Origin of the sequence: Microvirga roseola, assembly GCF_020866965.1 — a bacterium.
Taxonomy (GTDB): Bacteria; Pseudomonadota; Alphaproteobacteria; order Rhizobiales; family Beijerinckiaceae; genus Microvirga; species Microvirga roseola.
Genome location: NZ_JAJATX010000015.1, coordinates 1 through 16,138 on the forward strand (window position 1 = coordinate 1; position 16,138 = coordinate 16,138).

Here is a 16,138-nt window from a genome sequence, read left to right on the forward strand (position 1 = left end):
GCCGTCCGTGACCGCGCGCGGCATCGTCAACCTCACGGCAATTGCGGTGGTGGAGGCGCAGGTGGCTGAACTGGAGCAGTCGACGTTTATCTGAAATAGCTGTGTTTTTCTGAAGCCCTCATCCTGATAGCTCAATCCCACATCCAAGCCATGCGCTGTTTTCCCGGGACAGCGGAACAAACCTGGGGATAACGATTGAATCTGGTCATGAGCGCTTTGACGGAAAAACCGGGAGGAGTGGGCGATTTGTGTCGAGCCTATCAAGGTTTTCTGGGCGATGGCACCCTCTCTCCTGTAATCGGACGAGGCCGATTGGAGCTGTCCTTCCCCCTGGCGAAATCTGTCAGCGCCACTCACCGGTTCAGAATGCGGACAGCCCTGCGCTCAACGACCACGGTCTGCCGCCCCGCCGCTGTCCGGGCAGAGACTGGTTGCCGAGCCGAAGAACGGGCCGATGCCGTGGATTTCAGAATGGCCACCCTGACCGGTTCCGTCGCAAACCGTTCAGTAACTGAGTTCAGTCTACGCCTCCGGCAAGCTCCGGAGGTGGAGGCGGCCTCTCGGGCAGGCTCCCAAGGCGATGAACTCGAGTGCTGGACGTCCTTGGGGCCGAAAACCTCTTCAGCCAAGGCCGCGGGCCTGCCCAGGTGCCGTGCCAGAATGTCGTCAATTTTCTTGGGGCGCTGACCGGCCGAGAGAGCGCTCCTGTCCGACTGGCTGGTCGTCATCCGATCCCTTGCCTCTCGTTTCTGATAAGCCGGCTGAGCCGCACGAGGAGTGCGAAGACAGGCCGGACAGAGATCAAACGACCGGTCGCGGCCAAGAATCCACCCGGTTTTGTTAAAATGTCGTGCGACCACTTCGTCGGCGACAGGCTTGCTGGCTTCATAGTTGTCGGTCTTGTGGCATTCGGAGCAACGGGCGGTAAACGGGAAGCTGGAGGGAACGCCCCCCGTACGGGTGATCTGGGGCTCGAACTGGCGTGCGGCGCCCGGCATGAATGTCTCTGTGATGATTGGTGTTGCTTTCAGAAGGTCAGACCGAAGCAGAGGTTTCGATCTCAGCCATCGTCTGGAAAGCAGTGAGTCTGGATTGCGGACACATGTAGTCGCTCAGAGCTGCAAATCCAAGATCACATCTCCGTCCACAGCATTCTCGTGTTGAGCAGAGTGTTGGTAGCCGCAGCTACCGAGCAGGGGACGCTGAATAGTAGGGGAGGGGCTCACGGACTGATGCTGTCGCCTTCCTGTGCAGTCAACGAGAACCCCGGCAGGGACTTTGCAATGTGGTGTGGCCTGATCTCAACAGGCCCGCCCTGATCCAGTCCGCTTAGCAAGATCGACCTTGCGCAACATTCATGCGCCTGACAGCCTGGCTCGAAAAGAACAAAACAGAGCGAGCGGGGCATGCAACGAAATATTTCACGGACCCTTGGTCCTCGGCCGGGTGGCCGACCAATCATCTCGTCCAAATTGACCGGTCTTACAATTGCGACCCTGCTCGGTTTGGCTTCGACCGAAGCAGCGGTTGCACAATCCCGATCTCTGCAGGCCGCCATCAGCTCAGCCATCCAGTCTGCGGGGCAGGCAGGTCCGACGCCGGCCTGGATTGCGTTCTGCCAGCAGACACCTCACGAGTGCACGACTGATGCCTCCGAGCCGGAGGTGATCACGCTGAGCCAGGACAGCTGGGATCTCATCACGCGCGTGAACGAGCAGGTCAATCGCACGATCCTGCCGGTGACGGATCAGGAGCACTGGGGTGTTCTCGACCGCTGGGATTATCCAGACGATGGCATGGGCGACTGCGAGGACATTCAGCTGCTCAAACGCAAGCGTCTGATCGAAGCCGGCCTGCCGCGGCGCGTGCTACGGATGACCGTGGTGGTTGACGAGCAGAGTGAGGGCCATGCCGTGCTGATGGTCCGCACCGATCGCGGCGACTTCATTCTTGACAACAAGCGAAACACGGTGCTCGCGTGGCAGGAGACCGGCTACCGGTTTGTCAATCAGGAAGGGGCCCATGGTCGAGAATGGGTCTGGCTGGGCGATCAGACCGCACCTGTTGTAACCGCCAATCGATAGACGTCAGCGGCCTGAAATGGACGACCAGGAGCTCGGATCGGCCCAGTATCCTGAAGCCGGTCAGGCATTCATTTGGCGGCTGATTCTGGTGCTGAGGCAGGTAGGGCGGGAGTTAGCCCTCCCGCCCTCCAGTACCATCCTACTCCTTCTCCGATGAAGTGCGCCTCCCGGAGGACTGGCGCTTGCCGGCTGCGCGGCCGCCGTCCCGATCTTCGTCCCCGAGGCCTTCGGTCTCGGAGGTCCCGATCCCGCTGAGCATCATGCCTGTCGCCGCATCCGTCACCACATCGGTTGCGGCCTGAGCCACCCCGAGCGCCCCCGTCACCATCTCAACTGCGGGACTGGTGACCGGATCATTGCCGCGCAGGTCCTGACCCATGCCCTCTTCGGAGCGGCGAGCGCCGCCGGGTCCGCTCTTCCGGTCCTGCTCACGCCGATTGTGGTTCTCCAGGACGGCAGCAACGGCCCTGAGCGCCTCCGCGATGATCTCGCGTCCCTCACGTGTCATGATCATCGTCTCGATAGAGCTCAGCCAGTTCTGCGCCCCCGCATTGCCGCTTCCGGAGCGGGTCCGACGCGGGATCGTCCTGCCGGTCGCAGCGCCTGATTTCCGGGCCGCCGCGGTCGTGTTCGATCGGGCCGCAGCACGCGTCTTGCTGGGCTGGCGCGTGGTCTTCGTGGTCGCTCTGGAGCTGGGAGCCGCCTTGGGCTGAACTCGCTTGGTATTGGCGGACGTCGCCTTGGATCCGCCTTGAGACCGAGCCGCGGATTGCTTCGAAGCCTTTCGGCTTTTCCGGGATTGCGTCGTCTGATCCTTCTTGCTTGCAGCCATTGCACTCGTTCCTCTCGCTTGGACTGTCACTGGCAGGCAGAGGCACTCTGCCTCAGTCCCTACAATGATCCGGATCGGAATTAGTTTGCCTGGTCCAAGGAGCGAGATCTCAAGACCAGCGAAGTGCTTCAAATCAGCCTTGGTAGCGGTTCACACGATCCGATAGACTTGGCCGGTGGTCGCATCACGATAGAGATCAACGGTCGTACCGTTCCAGTGATAGTCGAGGTGCCGACCCTGAATGGGGTTTTCGGCGCAGTCGGGATAAAACAGACCCACGCACTCACCACCTGGATACCGAACGCTCGGGTAAACGACACCATCCGAGCCTGTGGCGCGCAGCTGAGAGCCTAATGCCTGGCTAGTCTTATATACGTCCGGCACGAGAAGCCCCCATTGATCAGCCTTATCTCTCCTCAGATCATGCAATTGGCCGCTGACGTCGAGCACGATCTCTCGAAACTGGGAGGTCCACCCAGCCGGTTCGTTCGTGCGCGCCATGAACCGCCCGTGGTGGTGAATCGTCTCGAACAGGGCGACTTCAAAGGAGTTGCCCGCGTAGAGGACGCCGAATGTGCCATTGCTGAACCGGCTAGACCGATCGGTGCTGACATGGGTAAAGGGCGCCATGAGATAGCTCGCCCCTGGACCGGCAACACGCCGCTCCTCGGGCACGAGATCAAGATTGCCGATGGTCTCCATCAAGCGCGGATTGGTCTTTTGCTCCGCCGAGATGATGAGGGGCCAGTCGGCCGGATCTGCAATATCTTCAAAGAGGTCGATGGGCGGAAAAATGTTTCGTATGATCCGAATCGCTCCGCGCCACCTGATTTCGGAGACGGGGATCGCGCCGATGTCGGTCACCAGATGCCCCGCTCCGCATCGAGATAGCGGCGAACGCGCATCAGGTCGGTGAGCTCGCCGCCGAGCATCACCTCAAGGGCCGACCTGTTGGCGAACGCGGAATTGGGCGCCTTGATCCAGGCGTAACCGCGTTGCGGCTCCCGGAAGATGATCCGGATGGCCTTATGGATGCCCATGAGATTGGACAGCCGAGCCTTGGTGTCGCGATCGATGCGCCCGATATCACCGGCCTTCCACCGCCGGTAGGTTCGTACCGGCAAATCGAGCAGGGTAGCCGCCTCTTCATCGGTGATATCCCACAGGCGGAACAGATTGAGCGCCGCGCGAAACATTGCAGCGGCCTCATCATCGGTGATGGGTGAAGGCCTGAAATCCTTGGGCGCAGTATCAATGGGCAGCAACGCGGCCATGATTGTCTCTCCTACATGGCACTGTATAGTCGTTCTAATGCCAAATGGCAACTTTCTGTTCCTTGGCCTGCCAGGAGCGTGCGACAGATGTATTCCGGTGCGGCTCTAACGTGAAATACTCGATATATCATGTCATAAAGTGTAATAGGTATTGCAAGATAGGGGCAGCGCAAGATGTGTTCCTGATTGGGCTCCGGCATTATCAACCAAACACAGCTACCTTCGAAATGAGGCCGATCCCACCCGCTTTCGTTCGGCGCATTTCACGTCCCACTGCCGCGCGGAATACCGGCTGGTGGTCCTGACCCGTCAAACTGGTCCATCTGGAGGATAACTTTTTCGGGCATTTTGATCCTTGAGGAGGGTCAGTGCCATGAAGAAGACGCGCTAAACGGAAGAGCAGATCGCCTTTGCGCTGCGCCAAGCCGAGAGCGGCACGCCGGTGGCCGAGGTGATCCGCAAGATGGGCATCACCGAACGGCGGGCATGCTCCGCGACGGATTTCCAGCGCTCCTCGCAGCGCTACCGCAAGCGGTCCGATCCGCAGATCGAGTTGCGCATGCGGCTCAAGGAACTGGCCGCCGCCCGGGTGCGCTACGGCTACCGTAGGCTGCACATCCTCTTGCGCCGGGAGGGCCGGCCGGTGAACCACAAGCGCACCTACCGCCTCTATCGTGAGGAAGGGCTGTCGATCCGGCCCAAAGCGCCCAAGCGCAAGCGAGCCTGGCACTACCGGCAGGGTCGGCCTGAGGTCGGTGGCCCCAACGAAGTGTGGGCGATGGACTTCATGGCCGACCAGCTTTTCGACGGGCGTCCATTCCGGATCCTGACGGTGGTGGACTGCCACACGCGAGAGTCGCTGGCGATTGTGCCGCGAGCGAGTTTCCGGGCTTATCACGTGGTGGAAGCCCTTGACGAGATCGCCAGGATCCGCAGCCGGCCCAAGAGCCTGCGGGTGTACAACGTCCTATGTGGGGAAGCAGCAGCGGCGCTGGGTCAGCAGATCTCAGCACGCCGATTTGCCGGATCGGCGCTGCAAATAGATTGAGCCAGGTGGCTTCCACCGTCAACGGGATAGTTCTCTCCCATAGCAAATACAGGATCCAGCGGTCACTGCCGTGGTCCTCACCGTCCATAATACGAGATACACCCCGGTCAGCGGCTGGTTCACGGAGGGCTTCGACACGCCCGATCTCAAGGCAGCTCAGATTCTGCTGAGCGAGCTGGTGTCGAACGTGTGACTAGGCGCTTAGCGCAGGCTCTTGGCCGCATCGATCCTCCATGGGCACCCTCAGGTTGTCCGCCCTGACCAAGCTTGTTGACTGCCAATGACACGGGTTTGACCATAAAACAAACCACACGCCAGGAGATTGTCGCACAGGACTGCAGAATGCTGGAACGGCAGGCGCAGTTTCGCTTGGCGGCTGACGCCGTGACCGCAGCGCTAACAGGAGTGCCTGAGGTTGAGGCGGTGGCGTTGATCCTTGCACCCGACTGGGAGCCCGTCGTTTGGACGGAGGCCGACCGCAAAAAGGGTCAGGCTTGGGGATTGAAGACGATTGAAACGTTTCACACGCATGGCACACCACCGGCACTGAAGAGGGAGCACTGATCTAAGCTGGCCGGGTCCATTCGGACGAGGTATATAAGTGGACTGGCTTCGGCCGACGCTTGGTCGGTCCGCAGATGAGCAGTCTCGGTCAGCGCCGCCAGCGCCTCGAAGAAGGCCTCGAACACGCCCGCCCGGCTCAAGCGCCAGAATCGCTTCCAGACCAAATTCCAGTTGCCGAAACATTCGGGCAGCGCCCGCCAGGTGACATTGTGGACAGTGAGGTAGTGCAGCGCTTAAAGGAAGCGCGGACTTTGCGGCCCTTAACGCCTCGACGGGAGCATAAAGCCGCAAACACCCGCAGCACCATCGCCCGACCGTCTTCCGTTATTCCCGTCAGCATGGGCGCGCCTCCTGAAGCCGACCCGCCATGAATCACCGTCAGACTGAGTTGGGAATCCACTCACCCAATGCTCGACTAAATCCGTCCACACGGACTAGGCGTTTTGTGGCCTGGCGGATCATCGAACATCACTGAATGTTCATTTTCGGGATCTCCTAGGATGACTTAACCTTTATGCATATGCCAGAGGTTTGAGAGATTATGAAAACCGTGCTTGCATCTCACCTTTCTGCCAAGCCTGCTCTGCTTGGGCTTCTCATGACACTTGCTTGCTGTGGGAGCTCATTCGCTCAAATCCAAGGGGGACCGGCCGGGCGCGATGAGCAATTCCGACGGATGTCCCAGGAGGCGGAGGCGCAGGGGTTGGCGGAACCGTTCAAGGGCATCACCACCAACGGCCAGATCATCCCGGGCTTGTTCGCCATCCGCTCGACTGGCGTTTCCACTGAGCCAGTGCGGCAGGCGGCAGGCGCCTTTCTGGCGTCCCTCTCCTCCGACCAGCGCGCCAAGACTTTGTTTTCGGTGGCCGATAATGAATGGCGCAAGTGGATGAACCAGCACTTCTACATTCGCCAGGGCGTCAGCCTTGCCGAGATGAGCGAGAGCCAGCGCGGAGCCGCCATCGATCTCCTGCGGACATCCCTCAGCGCCAAGGGACTCCAGCAGACGCAGGACATCATGCGTCTGAACCACACCCTTGGGGAGCTCAACGGCAACGACTTTGATGAGTATGGCGAAGGGAAGTACTGGATCACGATGATGGGTGAGCCGCACCCGTCAGAGCCGTGGGGCTGGCAGCTCGATGGTCATCACCTGATTATCAACTACTTTGTCTTGGGCGACCAAGTGGTCATGACGCCGACCTTCATGGGCTCGGAGCCAGTCACTGCGACAGCCGGGAAGTACAAGGGAACGGCCGTGCTCCAGCGTGAGCAGAGCAAAGGGCTCGCGCTGATCAACGCTCTCGATAAGGCCCAGCGAGAGAAGGCGATCATCCGGTCATCGAAACAGGGCTCGAATAACATCGCTGAGGCGTTCAAGGATAATATCGTTCTCGACTACGCCGGCATCCGCGCCACGGATCTGTCGCCGTCCCAGAGGGACAGTCTGCTGGACCTCATCCAAGAACATGTCGGGAACCTGCGAGACGGCCACGCCCGTGTGAAGATGGACGAAGTGCGCCAGCATCTCGATAAGACGCATTTTGCCTGGATTGGGGAGACGAAACCAGACAGCGTCTTCTACTATCGGGTTCACAGCCCGGTCGTTCTGGTCGAGTTTGATCACCAGCCCCCCGTCAACGTGCCGAGAGCGCAGCGGGGGAAACCCACGCGGGAGCACATTCACAGCGTTGTGCGGACCCCGAACGGGAACGACTACGGCAAGGACCTGCTCCGCCAGCACTATCAGCAGCACCCGCAACCCCATCGGCACTGAGCTTGGATCATTGAGGATCAGGCGCTCAACCGCCGCGCGATCTCTCCACACCCGCAGGGCATGGAGCCCATTCCGGCGAAGAGTCCCGCCGCTCCTGCCGCGAGAATGCCGAGAGCCAGTGGGAGAGCAAAGGAAAGCAGCCCCGGCTCCCAAGGAATGTGCATCGCCTCGGTGGCCAGCCACCAGCCGCCGATGAGGCCGGCCGTCCCTCCGATTGTAGCAGCAAGAGCACCCACAGATGCAATCTCCAACAGGCGCGCGACTGCTATCTCCCGACGCGAGGCGCCAACGAGGGAGAATACGAGTGCCTCGCGTGCCCGTGCATCCGTGTCCGCCGCGACGACCGCCGACAGAGACAGTGCTCCTGCCGTCAGCAGGATGCCGGCAACGGCAAGAATACCAAGCATCGCACCTTCAATGGCGGTCGAGACCTCACGCACGATCTGACGGACGTCGATGATCGTGACGTTCGGGGCCGATGCGCCAAGGTCACGAATGAAGGAGGTCAGGGCGCCGTCTTCTCCCTGGAGCATGCCGACCCAGGTGTGTGGGGCGTGCCGCAAAGGATTGGGCGAGGCTACGAGGAGGAAGCTGATGCCGAAGTCCCTGTCCTTTTCCTCACGAATGTTTGCCACCTCTCCCTCGATCTCCCGTCCCATGACGGACAGCGCCATTCTGTCCCCGGGGCCGATGCCGAAGGCATCCGCCACATCCTCCTCGATGGAGAGGAGCATGGGCCCGCTATAGTCGGGTGCCCACCATTCGCCGGCGAGAAGATTTCCCTCGATCGGATCCTGCGTCCACGACAGGCCGATGTCGCCCCTCACCATCCTTGAACGACGAGGATTGACCAGCGCTTCCGGAGCAGGCGTGCCGTTGATGCTCTTGATGATCGTCCGGAGGTGAGGGTAGGCATCAAGGCTGCTCAATCCCGGTGAGGCCTGCACGGCCTGACGGATTTGCGGTAGTTGCGCAGCACGGATGTCGAGAAGCGCAAGATCGGGGAGTTCCCGTGCCAGCTCCGAGCGCATGACGCCGCCGACCGAAGCCTGCAGGGACGCCACGACCGTGATCCCGGCAATTCCGATCCCGATTGAGAGCGCCTTAGCCGCCGAGGCCCGAGGACTGGACAGAGAGCGCACGACGCTTGCTGCCGCGAACCCCTTCGGCCGGAGCCGGCCCAGAATCCATGCAAGCGCCCAACCTCCCAAGGCCAGCAACACCGCGGAGACGGTCAGCCAAAGGGCCGCTTTCAGTGCAATGCCTGTTGCAGGCAGGCGAAGAATAGCCAGCGCCGCCGCGAGGGCTATCAAAACAGTCCCTGCAGCCACAGGCGCCGATCCAGGCCTCGGCACCGTTTCGCCCGACCGCATCGCTGCTCCGGCGGAAATGCGTGAGGAGCCTGTGACAGCCGGGAAAGCGGCGCCCGCAACCCCGAGGAGCATCGTTCCCGCTGCCATCAGAGCGGGCGGGGTCAGGACGGCGACGGTCACGGGGATCGGAAGCATCTCTGTCATGAAGCCCGTCGCGTACACAACCAATACGGCTGCCGTTATCGTGCCGGTGGCGACACCCACGAGAGCCGCTGTACCCAGGATCAGTCCATGCTGCGCCGCAACCAGGTGGGGCTCGGCGCCGGAAAGGCGGTACAGAGCGATCGTGCGGGATCGCTTCCTGATCCAGGCTGACGCCGCTGCCCAGGCGCCCGACAGGGCTATGGCAAGGGCCACCGCGCCGGTGATGCCGAGGAAAGTCGAGGTCCGCTCGACGATGCGGCGGATCCGTCCGGCCGCGTCTTCGGGAAAGCGCAGGTTTCCTCCGCCGGGCACCAGCCGCTGGACCGCTGAGCGGAACTCGTCGGGGGTAATGCTCTCGTCGAGGCGGATGCGGTAACGGTGCTCAGCGAGAGAGCCCAAGGTGAGGAGGTCCGCAGCCTCGAGCGCCTCGCGGGAGACGATGACCCTGGGGCCGATCATGAAGCCGCCCGCGCCCAGGCGGTCGGGCTCGGCTGCGATGGTGCCTCTGATTTCGACCTGGATACTCCCGACCTCAAGCCTATCGCCGATAGAGGCCCCCGTCCGGCCAAGCAGCGTCGCCTGAACCACGGCTCCATAAGTGCCACCGGAAAGGGCCAAGGCATCCGGCATCGACGCTCCCTCGATCCGAAGCTGTCCATAGAGAGGATGGGCCCCGTCGACGGCTCGAAGCTCAATGGGTGTGGCTTGGTCGCCGGCCCGTGCGGCGGAGCGCATGTCCGTCACATGCGAGATGGCTCCGAACTGAGCCAGGGCGCTGATGGTTTCCTGTGGCAGGGGAGTGGAAAGGTCCGCGATTTCCGTGTCCCCGCCCATGATCTGTCGACCGTTTACCTCGAAGGCTCCGGACAGGGCGCTCCCCAGCATCCAGACTGCGCTCAGCATCAAAGTGCCGATGGCGATGCAGGCGATGAACAGGCGAAGGCCGGCCATGCCGGCCAGGAATTCAGTTCGCGCGAGCCGGAACGCCAGCATGAAGGGCTCCCTCTTCCTTGGGAATTCCGCTGTCCCTGCGGATGCTGCCGGCTTCGATCTCGATCCTGCGGTCGCATGCTCCCGCCAATTTCGCGTCATGCGTGACGAGGACGAGAGCCGTCCCGGCGGTGCGCGCCATTTCGAACATGGCCGAGACGATGCCCTCGCCGGTTCTCTGATCCAAGTTGCCGGTCGGCTCATCGGCCAGGATGAGGCGCGGGCGGGACACGAAGGCACGGGCGATCGCAACACGCTGCTGCTCGCCGCCCGAGAGGGCGGCCGGGCGATGGCCGACCCGGTGGCGAAGACCCATTGCCTCCAGCATGGCCGCCGACCGCTCGTGCGCGTCGGGCGCGCGGGCGAGGACCAGCGGCAGCGCCACATTCTCGAGCGCCGTCATTGCGGGAACGAGGTGATAGGCTTGGAACACCACACCGATGGAGTCCCGCCGCAGGCGGGTGCGCGCGGCCTCACTGGCTGTTCCCAGGTCGGTCCCCAGCACGGCTGCGCGGCCTCCGGTGACCTGTTCGAGGCCGCCCATGATCGCGATCAGAGAGGACTTCCCCGAACCGGACGGCCCCGTTACGGCAAGAATCTCGCCTGCGCGAACCTTGAGGTCGATGCCATTCAGGACAGAAACTTCACCCTCTGGGGAGGGATAGGACAGTTCGGCCCTCTCGAGGACGACAATGGCTTCAGTAAGACTCATCAGGCCCCCAGGGGATCGGTGGTTCCATGCGCTGTGCACTAATGCACGGAGTTGACTGTTCACCTCGAGCATATGGGGCGCCTGCAATGGACCACAAATCGCAATCGTGTGGGGTAGTGGATAAGGACACCCTCAGCCAGGGCTGGAGAAAGCCCCCAGGATGCCCGTGCCCGAGCGCTGTGTCTGTCATTTCTCCGATCCTTCGGAGACGATTCCCTGTCCCATAAGCGTCCACGCATCACGGACAACCCACGCATCGACGGGGGCGGTCAGGCCGCGCATCGTGATGGTCCGACGCTCGTGCGCGTTCAGGTCGAGTACGGTCCGTCTGGCAAGATCATCAGAAATCACGAGTTCCGCGTCGAGTTCCTTGGCCAGATCCTCCAGCCGGCTTGCAGCATTGAGCGTATCGCCGACAGCCGTGAGGCTCGTTGCCTGCCCGTAGCCCATCTCGCTGACGACGGCGGGGCCGACATGCAGGCTCATGGCGAGTTGGAGGGGGCGCTCAAGCTCGCTTCCATAGGCCTTGTTGAGATCGGCCACTCCCTGGCGAATGCGCAGAGCCGCTTCGACGGCCTGCCTGCAACCTAGGTCCGGACTGGCCGAGAGGCCGAACAGGGCCAAAGCCCCGTCGCCGATGAATTTGTCGAGATGTACTCCGGCCTCCTCGACAGCATGCCCGACCACCTCGAAGTAACGGTTGAGGATGAACACAGTGTCGAACGGAAGGCGCCGCTCGGTCAGGCTGGTGAAGCCCCGGAGATCGCAAAACAGAACGGCAATTTCGCGCTCCTGTCCCCGCGCGGCCCGGCTGCTGCCCGGTTCGGAGATCCGGGTGCGGCCTGCAGAGAGAACCGGCACCACGGATATGTCATGCAGGGGTCTGAACTGGCACGCCAGCCTGACATCGCCACTGGCCTTGATCCGGGCCAGGGTCGCTCGTTCATAGGGCGCCGGTTCGGGCTGGCCGTCGAGGCCATGCAGCACACGGATCCGGCAGGTTGAGCACCGGCCTCGCCCGCCACAGACAGAAGGGTGCGGGATGCCCGCGCTCCGGCTCGCTTCGAGCACAGGATAGCCTCCTGACGGTTCGGCGCTTCCTCGATGCCGCACGTGGTGGTCTCTACATGGAGCCGAATGCGGTAGATAACGACTTCGCACCATACGACGACACGGAGATTCAGTTTTCGTGAACGACGTGTACTCCGCAGCGCCCTACCCGACCTATCGCCTCATTTCCTCCCAATTTCCTCCCATCGGTCTGTTCGACACGGTCGCTACGGCAGCCGATCTGATGGCCGTTATGGACCTGGTTGGGTGGACCAATGACTGACTGGTGGCCAGTCGCATTGCCCGCCTTCCGCAACAGGAATGGGTCTATGGCCGATCAAACGCCAACATTGTGATGGCGGCATTCCTGCACGTTGGCCCAGCGGGAACGCGCTTCAACTCATGCGAACTTGGGGCATGGTATGCGGCGGCAGAGATCGAAACTGCAGCAGCTGAAGTCGCACATCACCTTCGACGGCAAGCAGTAGCACGAAGCATTCCGGAAATATCACGGGTATATCGGAGCTATTCAGCCCGATTGGATGGTATCTACTTGGATATCCGTGGCCAGCAGGCAGAGCGCCCAGACATCTATGCTTCCGATCGGTATGATGCATCGCAGCGATTGGGCGAATCTGTACGTGATTCAGACAGCGCAGGGATCGTCTACAACAGCGTCCGCCGACGAGACGGTATCAATATAGTTGCGTATCGACCAACCAACATTCTTGATATCGTTCAAGCCGATCACTTCACCATCCGTGTCCTCGCGACTGAGCGCCGAATTATTGTCCAAAAGCTCACAGCTCATCCTCAGGATTAGTGCTGGACAGATAGTGGGCGATCGCGATGCTTAGAGTCCGCTTGAGAAATGCTACGGGTGAGCGATGCGGCGGAGCATGAGGCTGCTCATGGCCACGCCAATCATCGCTTCTGAGACGTCGCACCGCTCCTCGTACTCGCGTGGTCATGCTTGCACGCCTATAGAGGGTCACGTACTGCGCCGGTTCACAGGATACAAGCCTCGGAAGCGGCGCTCCGGAGCCTTCGAGTCGGGTAAACGGTGGGAAACGAAAGGCTCTCGTGAAATGGGATAATCCAAACCTGGGCTTATCGGCTTGAAATGGCGCAGACCTACTCCCCTAGACCGGTACCCGGCGTGGCAAAGCCGCGGGAAATGAGGCGGCCGCTACTTCCGGCAGCCTTTGAGCGTTATCGGCTCAGCCTAGGAGACAACGTATGCAAAACGACAGTCGCACGACCAACATTGTTTTGATCATCATCTTTATGGGGCTGGTTTTTGCCCTGGCGGGGCTGCTGTTTGTGATGATCGCCTACGGGCACGGGAACATGTCAGGACCAGGCGGACTACCGACTGGTCAGCGTTGAAGCGACCGACCTCGCAATGACAACATGACTGCTTCCTGTAAAGAGAACTAAAGAACCTTTGAGGTTGCCTCGAACCACTCCCGCGTTGCGGCTTCGCGGGCAGTCTGCTCGTCATCAAAGGCTACTTTGGTGGGCTTCTCGTAGCCGCAAACGTGGCATTGGACAGCAGCGGCAAAGCGCCCGTCATTGGTCTTGAAGCTGAGTGCCGATGCTGCATTGCAGGAACAGTCCGGGCAAAGGGGTTCGTTCATAAGACTCTACAGTTTTCCAGTGATTACTGCTGCTTGGGGTGAGACTGTCATCCACATGTGATCGTCGTGCAGCCTTCGAACTGCGGCACACAAGCTCAGTTCTTGTGCAGTGTGCAAAAAAGCTGGCTCAGGAGAGAAAACTTCGCTTCACTGTGCAAGACATCAACACCGGCGAGCCCAAGGGTGTGCTCGGCGCTGCACGCCCCAGTGATGATGCTGCCCAGCTCAGGAATGAGTTGCTCCCGAGCTGCAGCGAAATCATCAGCTCGCTCAAGCCGCTTGGTTTGTTGAACCCGACCAAATCCTTACACTTCCTGCTCCCTCAGGGAGGGATGCGCAGCTCTAACCGCCGGCGCGCAGGCCGGGGCGATCTCGGTCAGAATGGCGCCGGGCTCCGCCGATCCCATCCACAGCCGAACTGCCGTCGAGCTGGCCCATCCCGGGTCGCTTGCGGTACGCTCGATGATGATGGGAGTGGCCGCCTTGGCACAGGCCGTCACCTCGGACACGACCGCCTGGGGGGCGCCAGCTTTTGCCAAACGTTCGGTAATTTCGGCCTGAAGCGGCTCAATGAGGAGAAACGAGGCCAGGGCGGCGAAGATCTCCTGCATGACAGCAGTTCCTTGTACCGGCACACGATGTCGGATTGGCCCGACATCGCAAGCGCGCCGGCAGCGCTCGCCAGAGGGACCCGGGCCACGGGCTAAGGCGCATATGGGTATGGGACTGTCGCACGGTCAAGATGCGGATTGCCAATCGCCGGCATTGAGAACATTGATCGCCCTGATGCCGGGCAGGTCTTGCAAATTGGGATCCCGCAACCAAGCTAGAGTACATCGGGGTCCGGGCCCCTCCAGTCTCCCTTTGGGATTGCGATGTCGGACTTTCTCACCTGACGAGCACGAGTGACGATCTCTGAACTTGGGAGATGTCCATGCATGCGCCTTCTGAGGCCGGACTTCTGTCACCGATCATGCCGCCGGGACCCTCGCATCGTGCCGCGCGGCCTCATGACTCGCCTCAGCAGCGTGAACTCATGGGGAGCCGCCCGCACCAAAGCGGCGCCAACGGTGCACCATGCACGGGAGCAAGCGTGCGAGACTGTCTTATCCCTACTCAAGTGGGGTTCTGATGATCAAGAAAGTCGCCAAGCTCATCTTTGCCGTCTGGCAGAGCCGCCAAGCTGGCTATGGCTATGGCAAGCCATGGAAACTGAAGAAGCGGAAGGGGTACAAACATAGCAGATACCACGGCTATGGCGGGTACCCGCATTACGGACCCCACCCTGGGCACCCCAGTCATTATCGTCCGCACGGTCTGAAGGGCCATATCATTGATGCCGTCCTGCGCCGGCTGCTGAAGCACCGCTGATTGGCGAATCCTGGGCCAACTGGCCAATCCAAGGCCGCAACGACGCTGGGGAGTGGTCATCTCGAAGAAAGACAGGGCGCTTTTAGCAAATCGGCCAAGATCTTGTTTCAGGTCCGGTGCCGTACTTAACAGCCTCGGATGCCCTCCAGAACTAGAACCACCGCAAACCCGGAACGTTGGCCTCTGAATTGCGGTGACAGACCATGTCGAGACTCGGAGGCATGAGCGAGACGCCGCATCCGAAGTCCGCCATCCTCACGACTCGGTGGGTTTGTCCTGTTTGCCATCGCGGTTCCAGTAAGTCTAACGACCTGAGGGAATGTGCCGGTCCGGCTGTGCCAAGAGGGACAGTGCTGGTGCAGCGAAAAAAGAATAGCAGGCGTCGAAACGGCCTGAGGTCAGCCGGACGAGACAGCGGAACCAGAGCACCAGTAGCCAGCCTGTCTAGGACAATGCTCGCGGCCGGGCCCGTCGTTCAACGTAGCAGGACGAGGCTGAGGGCCACGACCGCCATGCCCGCCACCATGCCATAGGCGGTCTCGCGCCCTTGCGCATAGCGCTTGGCCGCCGGCAGGAGCTCCTCAAGCGCCAAGAACACCATCGTGCCGGACAGAATCCCGAACACCACCCCAAGGGTGGCCGGGGACATGAGGGGCGCCAGGGCAAGATAGCCCAGAATGGCCCCGAGCGGCTCAGCGAGACCTGAGAGCAGCGCCGCCAGAACGGCTATGAGGCGGCTTCCGGTAGCGTAGAAAACCGGAACGGCAATCGAGACACCCTCCGGGATGTTGTGAAGCGCTATCGCGATAGCCAGCGGCGCACCAACGGCCGGGTCGTCCAGCGTGGCAAAGAAGGTCACCAGCCCCTCGGGCAGATTATGCGCCGTGATCGCCAGCGCCGTGAGCAGGCTCATGCGGGCAATGGCCACTTTGTCCCGGTTGGTCTTGGCGGCCACGTCCGGATGGGGATTAGGGAGCAGCCAGTCAAGCAGGGCAAGCAGCCCGATGCCGGCAAAGAATGCAACGGTAGCCCAGGTGTAACCGGCTCTGTCGCCAAAGACCTCGCTGAGCGAGATGGTCGATTTTGCGAAGATCTCAACGAGCGAGACATAGACCATCGCACCACCCGCGAAGGCGAGCGCAATCGCGAGGTGGTGCGAGTTCGTCTTCTCCGTCCTCAGAACAAATAGGCCGCCGAGCACCGTGGCCAGCCCGGCACTGGCGCTGACGCCGAGCGCAACCAGAACATCCGGTGAGAACAGCTCGCTCATATCAGCCCG

General features: G+C 61.4%; 17 protein-coding genes and 3 pseudogenes. 10 read left to right on the forward strand and 10 right to left on the reverse strand.

Annotated elements, in window-relative coordinates; all coding sequences use genetic code 11:
* The first annotated feature begins 1,406 nt into the window (after positions 1–1,406).
* Positions 1,407–2,084, forward strand: a complete 678-nt coding sequence (locus LG661_RS11360) for a transglutaminase-like cysteine peptidase (RefSeq protein WP_230532028.1) — start codon at positions 1,407–1,409, stop codon at positions 2,082–2,084.
* Positions 2,085–2,223: 139 nt separating this feature from the next.
* Here the strand turns inward: LG661_RS11360 and LG661_RS11365 are convergent, their stop codons facing one another.
* Positions 2,224–2,592, reverse strand: a complete 369-nt coding sequence (locus LG661_RS11365; protein ID WP_230532029.1) for a hypothetical protein — start codon at positions 2,590–2,592, stop codon at positions 2,224–2,226.
* Here LG661_RS11365 and LG661_RS11370 point away from each other — a divergent pair.
* Complete coding sequence (locus tag LG661_RS11370; protein ID WP_230532030.1) at positions 2,591–2,797, forward strand: hypothetical protein; 207 nt, start codon at positions 2,591–2,593, stop codon at positions 2,795–2,797. The genes LG661_RS11365 and LG661_RS11370 overlap by 2 nt on opposite strands.
* 269 nt (positions 2,798–3,066) lie before the next feature.
* On the opposite strand, the gene LG661_RS11375 is transcribed toward LG661_RS11370, so the two are convergent.
* A complete protein-coding gene (locus LG661_RS11375; protein ID WP_230532102.1) occupies positions 3,067–3,783 on the reverse strand; it encodes an RES family NAD+ phosphorylase in 717 nt (238 codons plus the stop codon).
* Positions 3,777–4,190, reverse strand: coding sequence for an MbcA/ParS/Xre antitoxin family protein (locus LG661_RS11380; RefSeq protein WP_230532031.1), 414 nt, complete (start codon positions 4,188–4,190; stop codon positions 3,777–3,779). The genes LG661_RS11375 and LG661_RS11380 overlap by 7 nt, the downstream gene beginning before the upstream one ends.
* 403 nt (positions 4,191–4,593) lie before the next feature.
* On the opposite strand from LG661_RS11380, the pseudogene LG661_RS11385 reads away from it, so the two are divergent.
* From LG661_RS11385 to LG661_RS11390, 3 genes and pseudogenes are all read left to right on the forward strand, one after another.
* Positions 4,594–5,154: pseudogene (locus tag LG661_RS11385) on the forward strand (IS3 family transposase); the annotation flags it as partial.
* A 154-nt stretch (positions 5,155–5,308) separates the two neighbouring features.
* Positions 5,309–5,431: a hypothetical protein gene (locus tag LG661_RS25075; RefSeq protein WP_268995451.1), complete on the forward strand. Its 123-nt coding sequence runs from the start codon at positions 5,309–5,311 to the stop codon at positions 5,429–5,431.
* 236 nt (positions 5,432–5,667) lie between these two features.
* A pseudogene (locus tag LG661_RS11390) lies at positions 5,668–5,802 on the forward strand (catechol 2,3-dioxygenase); the annotation flags it as partial.
* Here LG661_RS11390 and LG661_RS25380 read toward each other — a convergent pair.
* Positions 5,760–6,032 carry a transposase gene (locus LG661_RS25380; RefSeq protein WP_407666699.1) on the reverse strand — a complete coding sequence of 91 codons (273 nt, stop codon included), beginning with the start codon at positions 6,030–6,032 and terminating at the stop codon, positions 5,760–5,762. The pseudogene LG661_RS11390 and the gene LG661_RS25380 sit on opposite strands and share 43 nt — an antisense overlap.
* A 446-nt stretch (positions 6,033–6,478) precedes the next feature.
* On the opposite strand from LG661_RS25380, the gene LG661_RS11395 reads away from it, so the two are divergent.
* Entirely contained in the window at positions 6,479–7,579 is a 1,101-nt protein-coding gene (locus LG661_RS11395) for a DUF3500 domain-containing protein (RefSeq protein WP_230532032.1), read from the forward strand.
* Between the two features lie 17 nt (positions 7,580–7,596).
* On the opposite strand, the gene LG661_RS11400 is transcribed toward LG661_RS11395, so the two are convergent.
* The 3 genes from LG661_RS11400 to LG661_RS11410 all read right to left on the reverse strand — a co-directional run bounded on the left by LG661_RS11400 (position 7,597) and on the right by LG661_RS11410 (position 11,911).
* Positions 7,597–10,089 carry an ABC transporter permease gene (locus tag LG661_RS11400; RefSeq protein ID WP_230532033.1) on the reverse strand — a complete coding sequence of 831 codons (2,493 nt, stop codon included), beginning with the start codon at positions 10,087–10,089 and terminating at the stop codon, positions 7,597–7,599.
* The gene (locus LG661_RS11405) at positions 10,061–10,798 is read right to left on the reverse strand and encodes an ABC transporter ATP-binding protein (protein WP_230532034.1); all 738 of its coding nucleotides are present in this window, start codon (positions 10,796–10,798) and stop codon (positions 10,061–10,063) included. The genes LG661_RS11400 and LG661_RS11405 overlap by 29 nt, the downstream gene beginning before the upstream one ends.
* Before the next feature lie 186 nt (positions 10,799–10,984).
* Positions 10,985–11,911, reverse strand: a complete 927-nt coding sequence (locus LG661_RS11410; RefSeq protein ID WP_407666698.1) for an adenylate/guanylate cyclase domain-containing protein — start codon at positions 11,909–11,911, stop codon at positions 10,985–10,987.
* A 76-nt stretch (positions 11,912–11,987) separates the two neighbouring features.
* Here LG661_RS11410 and LG661_RS11415 point away from each other — a divergent pair, with 76 nt between their 5' ends.
* Together LG661_RS11415 and LG661_RS11420 are read left to right on the forward strand one after the other, a co-directional pair.
* A complete protein-coding gene (locus LG661_RS11415; protein WP_230532035.1) occupies positions 11,988–12,131 on the forward strand; it encodes a hypothetical protein in 144 nt (47 codons plus the stop codon).
* A gap of 3 nt (positions 12,132–12,134) precedes the next feature.
* On the forward strand, positions 12,135–12,671 hold the full coding sequence (locus tag LG661_RS11420) for an RES family NAD+ phosphorylase (protein WP_230532036.1): 537 nt from the start codon (positions 12,135–12,137) through the stop codon (positions 12,669–12,671).
* A gap of 51 nt (positions 12,672–12,722) precedes the next feature.
* Here the strand turns inward: LG661_RS11420 and LG661_RS11425 are convergent.
* Positions 12,723–12,812 (reverse strand): annotated as a pseudogene (locus LG661_RS11425) (IS5-like element ISRso1 family transposase); the annotation flags it as partial.
* Between the two features lie 275 nt (positions 12,813–13,087).
* On the opposite strand from LG661_RS11425, the gene LG661_RS11430 reads away from it, so the two are divergent.
* Positions 13,088–13,237: a hypothetical protein gene (locus LG661_RS11430; protein WP_230532037.1), complete on the forward strand. Its 150-nt coding sequence runs from the start codon at positions 13,088–13,090 to the stop codon at positions 13,235–13,237.
* A 556-nt stretch (positions 13,238–13,793) separates the two neighbouring features.
* Here the strand turns inward: LG661_RS11430 and LG661_RS11435 are convergent.
* On the reverse strand, positions 13,794–14,099 hold the full coding sequence (locus tag LG661_RS11435; protein WP_230532038.1) for a hypothetical protein: 306 nt from the start codon (positions 14,097–14,099) through the stop codon (positions 13,794–13,796).
* 520 nt (positions 14,100–14,619) lie between these two features.
* Here LG661_RS11435 and LG661_RS11440 point away from each other — a divergent pair.
* Positions 14,620–14,859, forward strand: coding sequence for a hypothetical protein (locus tag LG661_RS11440; RefSeq protein WP_230532039.1), 240 nt, complete (start codon positions 14,620–14,622; stop codon positions 14,857–14,859).
* Positions 14,860–15,334: 475 nt separating this feature from the next.
* On the opposite strand, the gene zupT is transcribed toward LG661_RS11440, so the two are convergent.
* The gene (gene zupT / locus LG661_RS11445; RefSeq protein ID WP_230532040.1) at positions 15,335–16,129 is read right to left on the reverse strand and encodes a zinc transporter ZupT; all 795 of its coding nucleotides are present in this window, start codon (positions 16,127–16,129) and stop codon (positions 15,335–15,337) included.
* Positions 16,130–16,138: the final 9 nt, after the last annotated feature.

What these genes read in the sequence shown, in the direction of transcription:
- LG661_RS11360 (WP_230532028.1), top strand. Translation starts at nt 1,407, where the DNA reads ATGCAACGAAATATTTCACGGACCCTTGGTCCTCGGCCGGGTGGCCGA.
- LG661_RS11370 (WP_230532030.1), top strand. Translation starts at nt 2,591, where the DNA reads ATGATCATCGTCTCGATAGAGCTCAGCCAGTTCTGCGCCCCCGCATTG.
- LG661_RS11365 (WP_230532029.1), bottom strand. Translation starts at nt 2,592, where the DNA reads ATGACACGTGAGGGACGCGAGATCATCGCGGAGGCGCTCAGGGCCGTT.
- LG661_RS11380 (WP_230532031.1), bottom strand. Translation starts at nt 4,190, where the DNA reads ATGGCCGCGTTGCTGCCCATTGATACTGCGCCCAAGGATTTCAGGCCT.
- LG661_RS11395 (WP_230532032.1), top strand. Translation starts at nt 6,479, where the DNA reads ATGTCCCAGGAGGCGGAGGCGCAGGGGTTGGCGGAACCGTTCAAGGGC.
- LG661_RS11400 (WP_230532033.1), bottom strand. Translation starts at nt 10,089, where the DNA reads ATGCTGGCGTTCCGGCTCGCGCGAACTGAATTCCTGGCCGGCATGGCC.
- LG661_RS11405 (WP_230532034.1), bottom strand. Translation starts at nt 10,798, where the DNA reads ATGAGTCTTACTGAAGCCATTGTCGTCCTCGAGAGGGCCGAACTGTCC.
- LG661_RS11430 (WP_230532037.1), top strand. Translation starts at nt 13,088, where the DNA reads ATGCAAAACGACAGTCGCACGACCAACATTGTTTTGATCATCATCTTT.
- LG661_RS11435 (WP_230532038.1), bottom strand. Translation starts at nt 14,099, where the DNA reads ATGCAGGAGATCTTCGCCGCCCTGGCCTCGTTTCTCCTCATTGAGCCG.
- LG661_RS11440 (WP_230532039.1), top strand. Translation starts at nt 14,620, where the DNA reads ATGATCAAGAAAGTCGCCAAGCTCATCTTTGCCGTCTGGCAGAGCCGC.
- zupT (WP_230532040.1), bottom strand. Translation starts at nt 16,129, where the DNA reads ATGAGCGAGCTGTTCTCACCGGATGTTCTGGTTGCGCTCGGCGTCAGC.